This window comes from Corynebacterium sp. MSK032 (genome assembly GCF_030232065.1).
GTDB classification, from domain to species: Bacteria; Actinomycetota; Actinomycetes; order Mycobacteriales; family Mycobacteriaceae; genus Corynebacterium; species Corynebacterium jeikeium_D.
In genome coordinates this window covers 1-18,880 of sequence record NZ_JASPJR010000013.1, presented here as the reverse complement: position 1 = coordinate 18,880, position 18,880 = coordinate 1, and the positions used below count along the sequence as shown (strand labels likewise).

At 59.6% G+C, this 18,880-nt stretch carries 14 protein-coding genes; 5 read left to right on the top strand and 9 right to left on the bottom strand.

Annotated elements, in window-relative coordinates:
* Nucleotides 1-36 precede the first annotated feature (36 nt).
* The 3 genes from QP995_RS08290 to purU all read left to right on the top strand — a co-directional run bounded on the left by QP995_RS08290 (nucleotide 37) and on the right by purU (nucleotide 2,331).
* A complete protein-coding gene (locus QP995_RS08290; protein ID WP_049189515.1) occupies nucleotides 37-534 on the top strand; it encodes a DUF2505 domain-containing protein in 498 nt (165 codons plus the stop codon).
* 103 nt (nucleotides 535-637) lie between these two features.
* Nucleotides 638-1,408, top strand: coding sequence for an LmeA family phospholipid-binding protein (locus QP995_RS08285; protein ID WP_049189514.1), 771 nt, complete (start codon nucleotides 638-640; stop codon nucleotides 1,406-1,408).
* Nucleotides 1,409-1,425: 17 nt separating this feature from the next.
* Entirely contained in the window at nucleotides 1,426-2,331 is a 906-nt protein-coding gene (gene purU / locus QP995_RS08280) for a formyltetrahydrofolate deformylase (RefSeq protein WP_284853101.1), read from the top strand.
* 180 nt (nucleotides 2,332-2,511) lie between these two features.
* Here the strand turns inward: purU and QP995_RS08275 are convergent, their stop codons facing one another.
* The 9 genes from QP995_RS08275 to QP995_RS08235 form a co-directional block, all read right to left on the bottom strand.
* On the bottom strand, nucleotides 2,512-2,868 hold the full coding sequence (locus tag QP995_RS08275; RefSeq protein WP_016421969.1) for a DUF2516 family protein: 357 nt from the start codon (nucleotides 2,866-2,868) through the stop codon (nucleotides 2,512-2,514).
* Between the two features lie 79 nt (nucleotides 2,869-2,947).
* Nucleotides 2,948-4,297: a DUF445 domain-containing protein gene (locus QP995_RS08270; protein WP_070549781.1), complete on the bottom strand. Its 1,350-nt coding sequence runs from the start codon at nucleotides 4,295-4,297 to the stop codon at nucleotides 2,948-2,950.
* A gap of 190 nt (nucleotides 4,298-4,487) precedes the next feature.
* Nucleotides 4,488-4,886, bottom strand: coding sequence for a hypothetical protein (locus tag QP995_RS08265; RefSeq protein ID WP_016421967.1), 399 nt, complete (start codon nucleotides 4,884-4,886; stop codon nucleotides 4,488-4,490).
* 40 nt (nucleotides 4,887-4,926) lie between these two features.
* Nucleotides 4,927-5,676, bottom strand: a complete 750-nt coding sequence (locus QP995_RS08260) for a succinate dehydrogenase/fumarate reductase iron-sulfur subunit (protein ID WP_016421966.1) — start codon at nucleotides 5,674-5,676, stop codon at nucleotides 4,927-4,929.
* Nucleotides 5,676-7,694 carry a fumarate reductase/succinate dehydrogenase flavoprotein subunit gene (locus QP995_RS08255; RefSeq protein WP_016421965.1) on the bottom strand — a complete coding sequence of 673 codons (2,019 nt, stop codon included), beginning with the start codon at nucleotides 7,692-7,694 and terminating at the stop codon, nucleotides 5,676-5,678. Before QP995_RS08255 ends, QP995_RS08260 begins: the two co-directional genes overlap by 1 nt.
* A 19-nt stretch (nucleotides 7,695-7,713) precedes the next feature.
* A complete protein-coding gene (locus QP995_RS08250) occupies nucleotides 7,714-8,454 on the bottom strand; it encodes a succinate dehydrogenase cytochrome b subunit (protein WP_049189509.1) in 741 nt (246 codons plus the stop codon).
* Between the two features lie 414 nt (nucleotides 8,455-8,868).
* A complete protein-coding gene (locus tag QP995_RS08245; RefSeq protein ID WP_070604907.1) occupies nucleotides 8,869-11,484 on the bottom strand; it encodes a glycoside hydrolase family 65 protein in 2,616 nt (871 codons plus the stop codon).
* Nucleotides 11,485-11,499: 15 nt separating this feature from the next.
* Nucleotides 11,500-12,273, bottom strand: coding sequence for an HAD family hydrolase (locus QP995_RS08240; RefSeq protein ID WP_179078196.1), 774 nt, complete (start codon nucleotides 12,271-12,273; stop codon nucleotides 11,500-11,502).
* 272 nt (nucleotides 12,274-12,545) lie between these two features.
* A complete protein-coding gene (locus QP995_RS08235; protein ID WP_049192971.1) occupies nucleotides 12,546-14,756 on the bottom strand; it encodes a malate synthase G in 2,211 nt (736 codons plus the stop codon).
* Nucleotides 14,757-15,771: 1,015 nt separating this feature from the next.
* Here QP995_RS08235 and aceA point away from each other — a divergent pair.
* Together aceA and ramB are read left to right on the top strand one after the other, a co-directional pair.
* Entirely contained in the window at nucleotides 15,772-17,064 is a 1,293-nt protein-coding gene (aceA, locus tag QP995_RS08230) for an isocitrate lyase (RefSeq protein ID WP_016421960.1), read from the top strand.
* Between the two features lie 214 nt (nucleotides 17,065-17,278).
* Nucleotides 17,279-18,703 (top strand): acetate metabolism transcriptional regulator RamB, encoded by a 1,425-nt coding sequence (gene ramB, locus QP995_RS08225; RefSeq protein WP_038629316.1) that lies wholly within the window; start codon nucleotides 17,279-17,281, stop codon nucleotides 18,701-18,703.
* The last annotated feature ends 177 nt before the right edge of the window (nucleotides 18,704-18,880 follow it).

The window sequence follows — 18,880 nt, the reverse complement described above, 5'->3', positions numbered from 1 at the left end:
CCCCTAGCGTAGTGCAAATTACGTATCATCAAGCGCATGACTACGACTAACACGCACACCGTCAACTTCGACCAGCCGATTGAGAAGGTTTACGAGGCCCTCACCGACGCCGGTTTCTGGGAGAAGGTCGCAAACCGTTTCTCGGCGGCTGACGGCAAGGTGGAAAAGTTCGAGACCACCGACGCTGGCACCACCGTCGTGATTCGCCAGACCGTCTCTGCTGACAAGATTCCGGCGCAGGCACAGAAGTTCGTCAAGTCCGGGGTCGGCATGACGCGCACGTTCGTCATCAGCCCGCTTAACGACGACGGCGCGACCTCCACCGTGACCACAGAAGCTTCGGGCGTACCGGCGTCCTTCAGTGCGTCCCAGAAGCTCACCGCCCAGGGTGAAGGTTCAGTGCTGACCACCAACTCCGAGTTCTCCATCAACGTGCCGCTGCTCGGCGGCAAGCTCGAGGAGAAGGCAGCTCCGTACCTGGAACGCGTCCTCAACGCTGAGACCGCTGTGCTGGCGGACTACGTCGCTAAGTAGGTTGCGCACTGGGGGGGGGCACTCCGGGGCGACACCGAGGGGACGGATACCGGGCGAAGATAAGTGGTAGCGACGGAGCCGTCGTTAAGCAAGACTGGGAACCATGAGTTCTGCTAAACGCTCGTCGAGCGTCAAAGTCCTGCCCACCGTCCTCGGTGTCATCATCGTGGTGGCGCTCATTGCGATCGCCGGCGAAATCGGCGTCCGGATGTTCGTGAGCAAGGAGATTTCCGACGGCTACCGCACCTCCGCCGAAGAGCGTGGTGCGACGGTCACTGAAGACCCCAAGGTTTCTTTCGGCACCCGCCCGATACTGCTCGCCTTGGCCACCAAGTCAGTGCCCTCGATGGATCTGTCCACTCCGAACACACTGGAGGTCAAGAACCCGGAGGCGCTGGGTGGCGCACCGGAGATCAACGGTGACCCGGCAGCGGAAGTGCACCTGGAAAACGTGGATCTGAGCAATCGTGCGGATCCGACGGCAGAGTCGCTGCGAGTAGACGTCACAATCCCACCTCAACTGCTGCAGGCGCTAATTAACCGGGAAAGCGGTGTACGCGCTTCCACAATCACGCCGTTGCCGGACGAAGGCCTGTTCAACATTGAATTCGCCTCCGGATTTGCGACCTCCAAGTTCCGCCCGATTGCCAACGGCGGTCATATCGAAATCAACTTGGAGGGCGGCTCAATCCTCGGCTTAAACCTCGATGGCCTGGCCGGCTGGCTGGGAGAAGCGAGCGGTACGCTGTTGAGCTACGACATCGGCCACGGTATGCAGGTGGAGGAAGCGCACGTCACCGGGGAGGGCCTGGCGTTGACGCTGACGGGCGCAAATCTGCCTTTGTCGACCGTGAGCGAACTTACCTTTAGCTAGCAGGTAAGATACCGAGAATGACTCGCTCTCTCATCACCGCAAATAGCGGTACTCCCACCGAGCGCCAGTACATCTTCTCGCTCGGCTGTCCAGACCGTACCGGTATCGTTTCCACCCTGTCGACCTTCCTGTCCGACATAGGTGCGTGGATTACCGAGGCGGACTTCTTCTCCGACCCGGAGACCGGATGGTTTTTCACTCGCCAGGCGGTCCGCGCCGACGCTCTCGACCTGACGGTAGAAGAGCTGCGCGAGAAGTTCGCTGAGCTCGTCGGTGATTGGGGCCCTGAGGTCCGCTGGAAGGTCACCGACAACGCTGTCCCGAAGCGCGCTGTCATCCTGGTGACCAAGGAAGGCCACTGCCTGCAGGATCTGCTCGGCCGCGTCGCACAGTCCGACTATCCGATGGAAATCGCTGCAGTAATTGGTAACCACCGCGATCTGGAGCCACTGGTCGCAGCGTATGACATTCCCTTCCGCCACGTGCCCTTCCCCAAGGATGCCGTCGGCAAGCGTAAGGCATTCGATGAGGTCGCCGAGATTGTCGATGCCGAAAACCCGGATGCCATCGTGCTCGCACGTTTCATGCAGATTCTGCCGCCGGATCTGTGCGAGAAGTGGGAAGGCCGCGCAATCAATATCCACCACAGCTTCCTGCCGTCGTTCATGGGCGCGCGCCCGTACCTGCAGGCTTATCGACGTGGTGTGAAGCTCATCGGTGCCACCTGCCACTACGCCACTGAGGACCTCGACGACGGCCCGATTATTGAGCAGGACGTCATGCGTGTCTCCCACAAGTACACCGCTGCGGACATGCAGCGTGAGGGGCGCGATGCGGAGAAGCAGGTCCTCGCCCGCGGTTTGCGCTGGCACCTGGAGGACCGTGTGCAGGTCTACGGCAACCGCACCGTGGTGTTCCAGTAGGTTACCGTGGTGTTCCAGTAGGTTTTCGGGGAGCCAGACCTATCCCTATCCCCCCAAAAAAAGAAAGTGTCTGGGTTTATGACAAAATCACCGGGTTTTTCACCCAGAAACTGTCATAAACCCAGACACTTTCTCAGTTGTGCGGGCTAACACCCGCCCTGGACTAACACCCGCCCGGGACTAATAACCGCCCTGTGCGTTCGACAAAATGTCCTTGATCTGTGGGCGAACATCCAACCAGTAAATCCCCGTGATGACTAGTCCGGCAATCAGCGGGATGCCCAGCATTGCCCAGCCCAGCCACGGCAGGAGTAGGAAGATAGCCGAACCGACCAGCATGCCGGCCCAGACGTTGCGGCTCTTGCGGTCTGCAGCGTCAAAGGCATCCGCGCGGGTGGTGATGACAAGCACCGCACCGATTAGCGCCAAGATGCCGATGACAAACGGAATGGCGAACTGAAACAGGACGTCCACATAGACGGAAATTGCCATCAGCGGCGAATCCGCAAGACTGGGCAAAGATGGTAACAGGCGCACCGGGGGAACAACTCCTTTAACAGGGATGCATTGCTTTTTACATGCTAACGCACACGGTCTGATGTGCTGGGTTGTGCTGCTAAATAGCCCCAAACACCAAGGTCGACAGGGTGTAAATAGCCAAACCGGCCAGTGATCCGACAACAGTGCCGTTAACGCGAATGAACTGCAGATCGCGACCGACCATCAGTTCAATCTTGTCGGAAGCCTCATCGGCGTCCCAACGCTCGACGGTCTCGGAAATGATCGAGGTAATCTCGCCCGCGTAGTTCTCAGCGATGAAGACGACAGCCGCTTCCAGACGGCGGTCCATTCGTTTGCGCAACTCAGGATCGGACTGGATTCGCTCGCCGTAGCGGGCGGCCGTTTCCGAGACCTTCCGACGGAGCAGGGAGTCCGGGTCGCGGGCAGCGTCGACAAGCTTTGCGGATGTTGATGCCCAAATCTTCGCCGGTGCCTGTGTGACAGCGGCGGACGAAAGAATGTCAGTCTTAATTTCTTCGACCTTGGCGATGGTCTTCTCGTCGTTCTGCAAATCAACGGCGAGCTGCGTGAGGAAGCGGTGGAGCGCCAGGCGCGCGTCGTGCTTAGGGTCATGCTGCACCTGCCAGGTCCAATCAACCAGCTCGCGATAGACCTTGTCGCCGATGAGATCGTTGACAAAGCTCGGTGCCCAGGAGGGGGCGCGCTCTCCGACGAGTCGGTCGATAAGATTCTGCGAGCCCAGCGACTTCCGGTGCAGCCACTCAGCCATCTGCTGGACAATAGGCTCGGTGCGCCCTTCTTCGATCAGCTGCTCGAGAACCTTACCCGCTGGTGGCCCCCACTCCGGGGCTGCAACTTCGTCGATGACTGCTGACTTCAGCACTGCGGCGGCATCGTCAGGATTAATCGCCTCCAGCACATTTCCGGTGAACTTACCGACCTCTGCGGACACTTTGTCGGCGTTTCCCGGCGCTACCAGCCATTCGCCGATACGCTCAGGAATCTCGGCCTTACGCACCTTGTCCACAATCAAAGCGGGGTTCAGGAAGTTATCACCGACGAACTGCGCCAGGGACTCACCGACCTGGTCCTTCTTGCGGCGGACGATAGCGGTGTGTGGGATAGGAATGCCGAGCGGGTGGCGGAACAGAGCTACGACTGCGAACCAGTCGGCGAGGGCACCGACCATGCCAGCCTCAGAAGCAGCGCGAACGTAGCCCACCCACGCGGGCACAACTTCGCCTGCGGATAAGTGTGAAGACTCAATACCGCGGCATGTGAAATACACAGCGGTTGCGATGACCAGCAGCATCGTAGCGAAGGCCTTAGCCTTACGCAGTTGCGCACGTTTTTCCGCCTCAACCTCTGGTGATGGCCCGGGAACTTCGAGACGGTCCGAGACCGTATCTACAGCTGCCGGGAGCTTAGCGGGGTTGTTATCCATGTGTATAGATTAGGCGCCGAAAACGCGAAAATGCCACCGCGCCGCAGTCCGCTGTTGGTGAGAGAGGTACTTCTCAATACTTCCCTACCCCAGCGCACTGTGCACAGTGGCATCAACTGTGGAGGTGCTAGTTCAAAAGGCTAGCGTTGCATCCGCCTAGAGGCGAGCCCCTTTAAACTGGGGCAAGCCTTTAGTGGTGAGTGCCGAATTCCTTTCGGTAAGCCTTGTAGTCACGACGACCGATGGAGATGCAGGCCAGACCCGCAATAACCATAACCAGTCCGACTACCAGGCCAGCCCACATGAACACGCTGCCGTCGAAGTTCCAACCACCGGTGTAGTCGGTGTAGTTGGCGGCATCCTTAGCCAGGAAACCGTTGCTGTGAGAGGCAGCAGTCTGGTCGGCAAAAACGGTCGTTGCGAGACCGAAAATGAAGGTGCCCCAAGCCGCCAGAGAGGCGAGCATGAGTCCCATGCCAATCCAGGTAATGCTCTTGTGAAGCGAGGAGTATTCGGCATTCATGCTCTGAGGCACGTAACCGTCGACGAAGTGCTCTTCGCCCTGGTAACGCTTGACTGCATTCGCCATAATCTATGTCCCTTCTGGAAAACTCTAATCGAGAAAGAGTTTAGTCGTCCTTACCGCGGAAGAACGAACGAGCTCGTTCCTTGGTAACGGCGGCAACCGCAGTCAGCGGGATACCTGCCGGGCAGACGTCAGCACATTCACCATAGAGGGAGCACGGACCGAAGGTGCCTTCGACCTCGTCAACCATCTTGCGAGCACGCTTGCCACGCTCTTCCTTACCCAGCGGGACCAGGGAGAGGTGAACCAGCTTTGCGCCGGTGAACAGGTGTGCAGCACCGTTCGGGCAAGCTGCGACACAAGCACCACAGCCGATGCAGGCTGCGTGGTCAAGTGCGAACTCAGCCGTCTCGTGGTTCAGGTGCAGAGTATCTGCATCCGGAGCGGTACCAGCGTTGATGGAGACGTAGCCACCCTGCTCGAGGACACGGTCCAGAGCGGAGCGGTCAACGACCATGTCCTTGATGACCGGGTATGCGGCGGAGCGCATCGGCTCGATCTTCAGGGTGTCACCATCGCTGAACTGGTGCAGACGCTGCTGACAGGTCGGGGTGTTCTGGCCCGGGCCGTGCGGACGACCGTTGACGTTCAGACCACAGGTACCACAGATACCCTCACGGCAGTCAGATGCGAACGCGAACGGCTCCTTGCCGGACTCGACGTACTTGGAGTTGACGTGGTCAAGCAGCTCCAGGATCGACATCTCTGCGACGGCGTCGTCAACGTCAACGGATTCAAAGTGTCCCTCGACGTTCGGACCTGCTTGGCGCCAGATTTCAAGGTGCAGTTTCATTACTTGTAGTTCCTTGTCATGAGCGGGACGGCTTCGAAGGTGAGCGGCTCGGCGTGGCGAATGAATTCGTGACCGGACTGATCCCATGCAGGACCATTGTTGCCTCGCTCCCATGCGGAAACGAAGCACCAGTTAGCGTCATCGCGCTCTGCCTCGCCATCTTCGGAGATGTGGTCATCGCGGTAGTGAGCACCGCAGGACTCATCGCGGTCGAGGGCGTCGACACACATGAGCTCACCGAGGTCGATGTAGTCAGCAACGCGGTTAGCGTACTCGAGCTGCTGGTTCATCTCGTTCGGCTCACCCGGGATGAAAAGGTCAGACCAGAATGCTTTACGCAGTTCGCGGATCTCCTCGATACCGCGAGCCAGGTCTTCCTTGTTACGAGCCACACCACAGTCGCGGTAGAGAATCTCACCGAGCTGACGGTGGAAGTACTCAGCGCCGTGCTTACCCTGGATGCTCATCAGCTTGTCCAGGCGAGCCTGAGCGCGGTCCAGTGCTTCCTTGGCCTCCGGGGCATCCTCAGCCAGGCGGTCGGTACCGAGCAGCGGGCCGAGGTAGTTCGGAATGGTGAACGGCAGGGTGAACCAACCGTCGACCGAACCGGACAGCAGGGAGTTTGCACCAAGACGGTTTGCACCGTGGTAGGTCCAGGATGCCTCGCCACCGGTGAACAGACCCGGGATGGAGGTCATCTGGTTGAAGTCAGACCACAGGCCACCCATGGTGAAGTGGCAGGTCGGAGCAATACGCATCGGAACCTTGTACGGGTCCTCACCGATTGCCTCTTCGTACATCTGAATCAGGTTCGAGTAGCGTTCCTTGATGACCGGCTGGCCCAGGCGCTCAATTGCGTCACGCAGATCCAGGTAGACGGAGTTCTTCAGCGGGCCAACACCGTAGCCGGCGTTAATCTGCTGAGAGTTGGCACGGGAAGCGACGTCACGAGGGACGAGGTTACCGAATGCCGGGTAGCGACGCTCCAGGAAGTAGTCGCGCTCGTCCTCCGGGATGTCGTTGGCCGGGCGCTCGTCGCCCTTCTTCTTCGGGGTCCAAATACGTGCGTCGTTACGCAGGGACTCGGACATCAGAATGGTCTTCGACTGCCAGTGCGCGTTGACCGGAAGACCGGTCGGGTGGAACTGGATGAAGGACGGGGATGCGAAGTAAGCACCCTGGTCGTATGCACGCATGATGGCCGAAGCGTTGGAGTTCTTGGCCAGCGTGGACATGTGGTAGACGTTGCCGTAACCACCGGTAGCCAGAATGACTGCGTGAGCAGTGTGAACGGTCAGCTCACCATTGATGAGGTTACGCATGATGGCACCCTGGCAACGGCCGTCGGCGACGATGATGTCAACCAGCTCGTTGTGGGTGAAGATCTCGACGTTGCCGAGACCAATCTGACGCTGCAGAGCCGAGGTAGTCGACAGCTGCAGCTGCTGACCCGTCTGACCACGGGTGTAGTACGTACGGGAGACCTGCACACCACCGAAGGAACGGGTTGCCAGGGTACCGCCGTACTCGCGAGCGAACGGAGCACCGATCGCATTCAGGTGGTCGATGACGCGGACGGACTCGACAGCCAGACGCCAGCAGTCGTTCTCGCGGCAGCGGTAGTCGCCGCCCTTAACGGTGTCCTTGACGTGGCGGTAAGCGCCGTCGTTGTCGACCTTCTTACCGCGAGCGGAGTTGACACCACCCTGTGCAGCAATGGAGTGCGCACGGCGCGGAGCGTCGTGGTAGGTGAAAACCTGCACGTCGTAGCCGAGCTCACCGAGGGCAGCAGCGGCAGCGCCGCCAGCCAGGCCGGTACCGACGACCATGACGCGGAACTTACGACGGTTCAGCGGCGAAACCAGGTTGGCGTGATCCTTCTGGTACTGCCAGTGGTCCTTCATGGAGACCTTGTCACCCGGGGAGTTATCGGACAGAACCTTGCCGATCTTGACCCCGTCGACAGCGCTTTCCGGCGCGCGGAAGTCCGCAGCGACGGTTGCTTCAGTGTTAGTCATAGTAAATTTCCTCCTCGACCTACGAGACCAGACCGGTCAGGACGGCGACTGGGATGAAGATGTTGCCGACAACAACCAGCAGCGGCAGCAGGCCGGACAGGAACAGCAGAACCTTGCGCCAGCGCTTACCGGTGATACCGAGGTCGGAAGTAGCGGTCCACAGACCGTGGGACAGGTGCAGCAGCAGAGCGAGCTGCGCAATGATGTACCAAACAACAACACCCGGACGCGAGAAGGACGCAACCACGTTCTGGTATGCCTCACCGTGCTCGAAAGAAGACGGAGCAACGCCAGCACCGATGGTCAGGTCCAGCAGGTGGAAGATGATGAAGGCCAGCAGCACGATGCCGGTGATCACCATCGAACGTGCGGTAAAGGTGTTCCAGCTGGACACCATGCCCTGACGGCGGAACTTGCCGCGGGACTGCTTAGCACGTGCAGCCAGGGTGAGGCCACCGAAAATGTGCAGGACAATAGCTACCAGCAGGACAATGCGGAAAATCCACAGAATGCCCTCGTTCGGAACTGCCGGAGCACCGACAGTGCGCAGGAAGGTCGCGTATGCGTTGAAGTCTTCCTCGCCAGCGAAAATCTTCAGGTTACCCAGCATGTGGACAATAACGAAGAGACCAAACAGCACGCCAGTGACGGCCATGGTCAGCTTCAGAGCCCATGAAGGGTATTTGGGCTGCTCGCGCAGCGGTTCTACATTAATTTTGCCGTGCGCGATTGCGTCACGGTTTGAACTTTTAACAGTCATGGCACCTCCAGTGTCATATTCACTCTAAAGTCACACAGCGCCTGGTAAACATTTTTCCCCCTTTTGGGTGGGGATTTTCACAGGTTACCTAGGTCTTTTCTCCGCCTTTTCTCAGGTTATCGCATTTTAGCCACTTCTGACGTCGTCACTGCATAAACCCTCTCCCCCACCATAAAAACGCGCCTACCCCGACTTTTGCCGATTTTTCACCTGCCCTAACCAGCTAATAACGCAACATAAATAGCACGAAAATAAAAAACCGCCCACTTTTCTCAGGTGGACGGATTTAATACTCAATAATTATGTTGCGAAATTCTTTATTTTTACCCCTGCCGAATTCCCCAAAGGCCCAAACAACCACCCCCAACAGGCAATCCCCCCCCATTGGCGCCGTGTACGGCCGAAGCCGTCCGACTAATCCTCGCTCTGATCCGAGTTCGCCATCACCACGGTCAACGGCTCCGGGCCAATGATTACCTCATGGCCTGCGACCATAATCGGCCCAACCTGGTGGTCTCCCTCCTCCAGGACGACTTCCACCGTGCGCCCGCGCACCGTCACTCGGATACGACAACCACGAATAGTGACTCGGTACGTCAGACCACTCCAGTCCTCCGGCAGACGCGGGTCAATACTGTAGCGGCCGTCATGATCGCGGAAACCACCGAAGCCATAGACCAGGGACTGCCACACACCACCGGCAGATGCGACGTGGACACCATCGGCAGCGTTGCCATGCAAGTTCGCCAGGTCCACATAGAGTCCGCGGAGGAAGAAGTCCATTGCCTGCTCCTGCAAGCCCAACTCGGCCGCAACAATGGACTGCACAACGGCGGACAGCGAGGAATCACCGGTGGTGAGCGGATCGTAATACATGTAGTCTGCGCGCTTTTGTTCCGTCGTAAAGCGATTGCCCATGAGGAACAGTGCGAGGACGACGTCCGCCTGCTTAATGACCTGGTGCCGGTAAATCGTCAGCGGGTGGTAATGCAGCAGCAGCGGGCGCAGGGGTCCGACCTCGGGATCGTCGAGATTCCAGCGCTTACGCAGTAGGAACTGGTCATCCTGAGGGTGAATGCCGAGCTTCTCATCGAACGGGATGTACATCGCCTCAGCAGCCTGCTCCCATTCTTCAACCTCTCGCTCGGTGAGGTCGAAGCGGTTGGTCAGTTCGCGATAGGCAGCAGGGCGATCACGCTTCATCTGCTTGACGACGTCCGCAGCAACCCGCAGGTTATACTGCGCCATCACGTTGGTGTACAGGTTGTTGTTCACCACGGTGTTGTACTCATCCGGACCGGTGACGCTGTGAATTTGGAACTCTCGCTGTTCGGCATCGAAGAAGCCCAGCGACATCCAAAACCTGGCCGTGCCGAGCAGCAGATCCGTGCCCTCCTTGAGCAGGAACTCCTCATCGCCGGAGGCATAGACGTACTTCATCATCGCGTACACGATGTCCGCATCGATGTGGTACTGCGCCGTGCCGGCCTCAAAGTAGGCCGAGGACTCCTGACCATTGATAGTGCGCCACGGGAAGAGGGCACCGTCGTGCGCCAGTTCGTCGGCACGCGCCCACGCGGCTTCGAGCATGTCCCAGCGGAAACGCATGGCATTGCGCGAGAATTGCGGCGACGTATAGGTAAGGAATGGGGTCACGTAGATTTCCGTGTCCCAGAAGTAGTGGCCGCCGTAGCCGGTGCCGGTCATTCCCTTGGCCGGGACGCCTTGGAATTCGGCGCGGGCGGCGGCCTGGATAATCTGCCAAATGTTCCAGCGCACTGCCTGCTGAATCTCCGGCTGATTGTAAATGACCACGTCAGAGCGCTCCCAGAAGCGTTCGAGCCACTCCTCCTGGTTCTCCATCAGCCCCAGCATGCCGATGCGACCGACGCGGTTCAGGGTGCGTTCACAGCGGAATGCCAGCTCTTCAGCACGCACCTTACGGGAGGAGTGGTACGCGACCAGCTTCTCCAGGCGTATGACAGTGCCGACCGGCGCATCCAGGTTGAACAGGGAGCTGGCCACATCCGGCTCGGTCGACTGCGAAATCTCTACGAACGGCTCCGTGCCGTCGGGAGTGCGGACAGTAAAGGTGTGGTCCATGGAGGTAGCCACGGTCATACCGGAGTTCGCGCAGCGGTAGCCCAGCGTCGAGCGCTGCCCGTGCGCCGATTCCGACTGAAATGCCGGAATGAGAACGCGGTCTTCCAGCGCCTCGGCACGACGGGGATCCAGTTCGGTGCCCTGCGCCTTAGCGGCATCGTGGTATTCGTCCTCGCCGTCCTGGCGGTTGAGGATCTGCGAGTTAATCATCACCGCAGCATCCGCATCCAGCAGCTCGACTTCCAGACTCATCGCGGCGACATGCTTTTCCTGGAAAGACACCATGCGCTCAGAGGTGACGCGAACGCGCTTGCCACCCGGGGTGCGCCAAATGAACCGACGACGCAGCACACCCTCGCGGAAATCCAGGCTACGTTCGTAGTCGCTGACCTCAGCATTGCCGAGACGCAGGGGCTCATCGTCAATGTAGAGACGCATTGCCTTGGCGTCCGGAGCATTGGCAATCGTCTGCCCCTGACGGGCTAGGCCGTAGGCGTCCTCGGCGTGCCTAATCGGCCAGGTCTCATGCAGACCGTTGATATAAGTGCCGTGCTCACTGGAGTCACGGCCCTCCGGCGGGTTGCCACGCATGCCGATGTACCCGTTCGACAGCGCAAACAGCGTCTCGCCCAAACCGAGCGGGAGGCCGTTCGGCTTCGTCTCAATCAGACGCCACTCATCGACCGGAGTGATGTCTCGGTCCATGAGTCCCTCGGCATTTACAAGGTGGTGGTGCTTATCCGCACGATCCGCCGGGAAGTTACGACGCTGCTTACGACGAACTGGGGACACCGTCTCCTCCTGTTTTTCAGCCTCTGCGGTCTCCGCGTCGTGACCCTGCCCCTGCGGAATCACACGCTCGGTCTCGTCGACTGCTGCCGTGGTCGAATCGTTGGCCATGATGCCTTCCGGTTTTGTCTCAGCCATTTGTCACGAGCCAGCCTAGACGAGTGCCGCCAAGTCACTGACCACAACGTCGGCGCCCGCTCGGCGCAGCGCTTCCGCACCAGCACCGCGGTCAACACCAATGACCAGACCAAATGCGCCGGCTGCACCCGCTTGCACACCACTGATGGCATCCTCGACCACCACAGCATCGCGCGGCGCCACCCCCAGATTCTTCGCCGCGTACACGAAAGTATCGGCGGCTGGCTTACCCGGCAGGTTGTTCTCATGCGCCACCACGCCGTCAACAATCTCCACGAACCGCTCACGCAGCCCAGCGGCCGTCAGCACCGGCACCGCGTTCTTCGACGAGCTAACCACCGCCAACTGCGGTTTTTCGCTTGCCGACGAGTCCCCCGCGCCCTGTAACTCGTCGAGCAGCGCAACCGACCCCGGGTAGGCCTCAATTCCCCTCTCGACTCGCGCCAAGAAGTCATCATTTTTGCGCTTCCCGAGTCCGACAATCGTCTCGTCTTTCGCTGTGTCCTCATCGCTACCGTGCGGCAGCGAAATGCCGCGAGATTCCAGGATTGCTGCGATGCCCTCATCGCGGCGGCGGCCATCGAGGTAGGTGAAGTAGTCCTCCTCTGTGTAGGCCGAGACACCCTTGTGCTCGAAGTAGTCACTAAACATGTCCGCCCACGCCTGCTCGTGCACATCGGCGGTAGGGGTAATCACTCCGTCGAGGTCAAAGAGGATTGCGCCCGCGCTATGGAGGAATTCTTTGGCCTTAGCGAGGTTGGTAGCACTGTCGGTCGTGGAATTAGTCATGGGGGGGGGTCGCAGCTCCTTGGACGTTGCAGACTGCATTTTCTCAATTAACTTCCCAATCAACGCTAGCAACGTTGCCCCTACCCCGCTTGTGAACCCGGGTATCTCGAATCTGAGAATCATGGTGCGATTCCAACCCGAGCACCCAATGCGAGTGCTCCCGGCACAAGCTCGCCCTGCACGAAAAACAAAACTGCCGGCGCGCATGCGCGCCGGCAGTTTGGGTATCTATTTTGTTATTTCAGGCTCGGCAGCCGCAGCCCGACCAAGAATTAATCCTGGTCGATGCCCTCGCGCTTCTTGAACTCCAGGCGACGGCGGTGCAGGATCGGCTCGGTGTAACCGGACGGCTGGTTCACACCATCGAGGATGAGCTCCTTGGCAGCCTGGAAACCAATGGACTTGTCGAAGTCCGGAGCCATCGGCAGGTATGCCTCATCGCCCTCGTTCTGGCGGTCAACGACCTCGGCCATGCGCTCCAGCGAATCGATGATCTGCTCCTCGGTGACAACACCGTGCAGCAGCCAGTTAGCCAGAGTCTGGGAGGAAATACGCAGGGTAGCGCGGTCCTCCATCAGGTCAACATCGTTGATGTCCGGCACCTTGGAGCAGCCAACACCCTGCTCAACCCAGCGGATAACGTAGCCCAGGATGGACTGGCAGTTGTTATCCAGCTCGTTGGCCTTGTCCTCATCGGACCAGTCAGCGCCCGGCTCGCCAGCCTTAGCTGCCGCTACCGGGATGGTGAGCAGATCACCGAAGGTGTCGCGGCGACCGTCGGTAAGCAGCTTGTCCTGAACGCCGAAGACGTCAACCTCGTGGTAGTGGGTAGCGTGCAGGACACCACCGGTCGGGGACGGAACCCACGCGGTGGAAGCACCCTGCTTCGGCTGACCGATCTTCTGCTCCAGCAGCTCGGCCATCTGCTCGGTCATGGCCCACATGCCCTTACCAATCTGAGCCTTGCCCTGCAGGCCGTGTGCCAGACCGGAGTCGACGTTGTTGTCCTCGTAAGCCAGCATCCATGGAGCGGTCTTCTGGACAGCCTTGCGGAACATCGGACCAGCCTGGATGGAGGTGTGGATCTCATCACCAGTGCGGTCCATGAAGCCGGTGTTAATGAAGACGACACGCTCGGAAACAGCCTTGATGGCGGCGTCCAGGTTGACGGAGGTACGACGCTCCTCGTCCATCAGGCCGACCTTCAGGGTGTTGTGCGGAAGACCCAGCAGCTTCTCAACGTCTGCGAACAGCTCGTTGGTGAATGCAGCCTCATCCGGGCCGTGCTGCTTCGGCTTCACGATGTAGATCGAACCGGTACGGGAGTTCTTACGTGCGTTGTCCTGGTCCAGGCCCGGGATTGCACACACAGCGGTGACGACGGCATCCATGATGCCCTCGAAAATCTCCTCGCCGTCGCGGTCGAGGATGGCCGGGTTCTGCATCAGGTGGCCGACGTTACGGACCAGGTTCAGGGAACGACCGTGCAGGGTGACCTCGGAACCGTCAAGAGCGGTGTAGGTGCGGTCGTCGTTGATGGTACGGGACAGCTTCTTGCCGCCACGGGTGAACTCGACTGCGAGGTCACCGACGTTCAGGCCCAGCCAGTTGGTGTAACCCAGGGTCTTGTCTGCAGCGTCAACTGCGGCGACAGAGTCCTCGAGGTCCATGATGTTGGTGACAGCGGCTTCCAGGATGATGTCCTTGACGCCAGCCTTGTCGGTCTTGCCAACCGGGGACTCCGGGTCAATCAGCAGCTGGATGTGCAGACCGTTGTGCTTGAAGTAAATGGACTCCGGCGCGTCCTTATCACCGGTGTAGCCGACCAGGGTCTCCGGCTCGCGCAGACCGGAGGTAGCGCCACCTTCCAGGGTTGCCTGCAGGTGACCGTCGACGATGTCGTAAGAGGTGACGTCCGCGTGGGAACCGTCAACCAGCGGCAGAGCCTTGTCCAGGAAGTTACGACCCCATGCGATAACGCGGTCACCGCGGACCTTGTTGTAGCCCGGGGTGTCCTTCTCCGCACCGCCATCTTCAGGAATAGCGTTGGTGCCGTACAGCGCGTCGTAAAGCGAGCCCCAGCGTGCGTTCGCAGCGTTGATGGCGAAACGGGCGTTGAGGACCGGCACAACCAGCTGCGGGCCAGCGGTGGAAGTGATCTCGGTGTCGACGTTAGCGGTGGTGACCTGGAAGTCACCCGGGTTGTCAACGAGGTAGCCAATTTCCTTCAGGAATGCGACGTACTCATCCTGATTCTGCTCGCCCGGGTGTTCCTTGTACCAAGCGTCGAGCTTTTCCTGCAGCTCATCGCGCTTGACCAGCAGCTCGCGGTTGCGCGGAGTGTACTTAGCGACAATGTCACCGAAGCCGTTCCAGAACGCGTCCTTGTCCTCAATGCCGGCGGCGGGGAGTGCGGTGTCATTAACGAAGTCGTAAAGAACCTTCGCGACCTGCATTCCACCTGCCGAAATACGCTGTGCCATTGCTCTCCTCAAAACTATTGATTGCAATTTGCCCATCCAGCCATGGCCACGTCAGCGGCTCACACTGGATGCGTTGTTCCCCTACTGTATGTGATTCGGCGCACTTATGAACCGTCTTTTTCCATAACCGCCAACCGCCAGCCCGGTATAGCGCCGCTCACATTTGCCATTTCATTCGCTTTACGACGAGCACCCCGCGAACAGGCCCCACCCCTCCCCGATGACCATTCGGGCATTCAATCCTGACGCCACAACCAGCCCTCCCCCACCCGCATTGACCGCAGCATCCCCGGCGCTCTTTCCTCCAGCCACGGAACACCACACGCAATGGGAAAGTGTCGTGCCTCACAGGCATTTACTATTACGACCTGCACATCAACGGCCAGCGACCAATCACGTCGCTACAGTCTCCGCCTTCAAACCAGACCATAAAAGCGAGATGACAACCGAGACCCTGGCCACTACCCAGGGATGCTCCGGCGGGGTACTGACGGTGTAACGGCAGTGTATTTAGAAGCCCGTTTCTACCTTTGCGGCCGTAATTTCGGGGGTAGCGAAACACCCCCTAAACCCCAAACACTGTTAACGGCCAGCTTTGATAATTACCAAAATATAAATCACCCCAAAGCGGGGGGAACATTATTAGCGAGCCAGCCATAGGGAAATAACAGTACAAATGTACCGGCCGGTCACAGGCGAAAATTGTTAAAGCCAAGCTACACATCACAATGTTTGCAATCTTCACAAGTGTTATCCGTATTACATACTTGAATTCACATCGGAAGCTGCTTGACGAACGTAGCGCTATGCCCCAAAATGTGAGACATGGCACGCGGAAGCGGACATTGTTTTTGTTCGCGTGTTTGCGTGCAGGGGTACAGCATTTTGCTAGCGCCCCTGCATTCACGTGACACCGCGGTCACTATCGGGTCAGCCTGTAGATCGGTTCTGTCGGAATTGTTCTTAAGTCAGCACCCGGAGTTCAAAAAGCAAGCAAAAGGAAGTGACTCCGTTTATGTCTAACGTTGGTAAGGCACGTACCGCCGCCGAAATCCAGAAGGATTGGGACGAGAACCCGCGCTGGGAAGGTATCACCCGCGACTACACCGCTGAGCAGGTTGCTGAGCTCCAGGGCTCCGTCGTCGAGGAGAACACCCTCGCTCGCCGCGGCGCTGAGATCCTGTGGGAAGGCGTCAACGTTAAGGACGACTCCTACATCAACGCTCTGGGCGCACTGACCGGTAACATGGCCGTTCAGCAGGCTCGCGCTGGCCTGAAGGCTGTCTACCTCTCCGGTTGGCAGGTTGCTGGTGACGCTAACCTCTCCGGCCACACCTACCCGGACCAGTCCCTGTACCCGGCTAACTCCGTGCCGAACGTCGTTCGTCGCATCAACAACGCTCTGCTCCGCGCAGACGAGATCGCTCGCATCGAGGGCGACGACTCCGTCGACAACTGGCTGCTGCCGATCGTCGCTGACGGTGAGGCTGGCTTCGGTGGCGCTCTGAACGTCTACGAGCTGCAGAAGGCTATGATCAACGCTGGTGCCGCTGGTACCCACTGGGAGGACCAGCTCGCTTCTGAGAAGAAGTGTGGCCACCTGGGCGGCAAGGTCCTGATCCCGACCCAGCAGCACATCCGCACCCTGACCTCTGCTCGCCTGGCTGCTGACGTCTCCAACACCCCGACCGTCATCATCGCCCGCACCGACGCTGAGGCCGCTACCCTCATCACCTCCGATGTTGATGAGCGCGACCAGAAGTTCATCACCGGTGACCGCACCTCCGAGGGCTTCTACCACGTCCAGAACGGCCTGGAGCCGTGCATCGAGCGTGCAAAGTCCTACGCTCCGTACGCTGACATGATCTGGATGGAGACCGGTACTCCGGACCTCGAGCTGGCTAAGAAGTTCGCTGAGGGCGTCAAGGCTGAGTACCCGGACCAGCTCCTGGCTTACAACTGCTCCCCGTCCTTCAACTGGTCCGCTCACCTCGAGAAGGACGAAATCGCCAAGTTCCAGAACGAGCTGGGCAAGATGGGCTTCAAGTTCCAGTTCATCACCCTGGCTGGCTTCCACGCCCTGAACTACGGCATGTTCGACCTGGCTTACGGCTACGCTCGCGAGCAGATGTCCGCATTCGTCGACCTGCAGAACCGCGAGTTCGAGGCTGCCGAGAAGCGCGGCTTCACCGCTGTCAAGCACCAGCGCGAGGTTGGCGCTGGCTACTTCGACCGCATCGCCACCACCGTCGACCCGAACTCCTCCACCACCGCCCTGAAGGGCTCCACCGAGGAGGGTCAGTTCTAAGTCACTCGGCTTAGGGCTTAGGTCAAGGACCTAACTTCAACACCCAGCGAGGGTTGCACTTGCAGCCCTCGCTGGGTGTTTTTGTGTGTTCATCGACATGTCGACTCCGGGCCGTCGTGAAGCGTGCCTGAGAACCTCAGCACCTACACACGTAAGCAAAGGTTGCAACGGTTTTCTACACAAGTTCAGCAAAGCCCGCGATATGCTGGGCAGTATGTCGAAAACCTATGTCGGATCCCGCCTCCGCCAGCTACGCCGCGAGCGCGACCTCAGCCAGGCTGCGCTCGCACAGGCGTTGGGCCTCTCGGCTAGTTACGTCAACCAGATTGAGCACGACGTCCGCCCGCTGACTGTGCCCGTGCTGCTCCGCATCACGGACACATTCGGCGTTGACGCGACTTTCTTCTCCCGAGATGACGACTCCCGCCTCCTCGCTGAGGTCCAGGACGTGGTAATGGACAAGGAGATCGCTAAGTCTCCCATGGATCTGCAGGAGATCTCGGAAATGGTTCGCGACCACCCTGATATCGCCCGCATCATGGTGGACATTCACCGCCGCTACCGCAACGTCACGGACAAACTCTCTCTGGCCACCGAGGAGCGCAACTTCGGCAACAGCACCGACACCGCCTCCGGTTCACAGGCGCTGACCATGCCTCATGAGGAGGTCCGCGACTACTTCTACGCCCGCCAGAACTACATCGCTTCGGTCGACACCGCCGCTGAGGAGCTGGCCCGCGAGCTGCGCATCACCGACGAGACCACCGATGTGGTCTCTGTGCTGGCCGACAGGCTGTCCAACGACCATGGGATTCGGATTGCGCTGGAATCGTCGTTAGGCGATGTGCAGCACAGCCTTGATCGGCGGACGAAGACGCTCTACCTCGCGCGGCACCTCTCGCCGGGACAGCGGGCCTTCCGCATGGCCACGGAGCTGGGGTTTTTGGAGCAGGGCGAGACCATTTCCGAGGCCGTCGCGTCCGGGCATTTCATGTCGGAGGAGTCGCGGAAGCTGGCGCAGCGCGGAGTCGCGACGTATTACGCGGCGGCGCTGATTCTGCCGTATGAGTCGTTCCATGCGATGGCTGAGTCGAAGCGCTACGACATCGAGCTGTTGTCGCGCACTTACGGTGTCGGCTACGAGACCATCTGCCACCGATTGTCCACGATGCAACGCCCCAGCTTGCGCGGCATCCCGTGGACATTCGTGCGCGTCGACCGCGCGGGCAACATGTCCAAACGTCAATCCGCCACGGGCTTCCACTTCACGCATTCGGGCGGTACCTGCCCGCTGTGGAACGTCTACGAGACTTTCTCCTACCCCGGCAAGGTCATGCGGCAGGTCGCGCTCATGCCGGATGGTCGGCCGTACATGTGGATCTCGCGGACCGTGGAGCATCACGCGGCACGTTTCGGCAAGCCAGGTAAGGTTTTTGCCATCGGTTTGGGCTGCGAGGCCCGTCACGCTGAGCGCACCGTGTACGCCGATGGTCTCGATCTCGCGGACCTCGACGCCGCCACTCCAATCGGTGCCGGCTGCAGGGTCTGCTCCCGCGAGGCATGTCCGCAGCGCGCGTTCCCGCCGATCCATCGCGATATCGACATCAACATGCACCGCTCCACCGTCTCGCCGTACTAGTTCGCTTTACGACGGGCGCGGAGCCGGCCTGTTTGCGGGGGCTTGGTTCGCGCAGGATGCTCCCCCCCCCCAAAAAAAAAGGAAGACCCAAAAAGAAAGTGCGGGTTAAGTGACAAAAAGTGTGTCTGATTTTCAGCCTATTTGCTGGTCAGGCCGCATAAAACGGGCTTATATAAG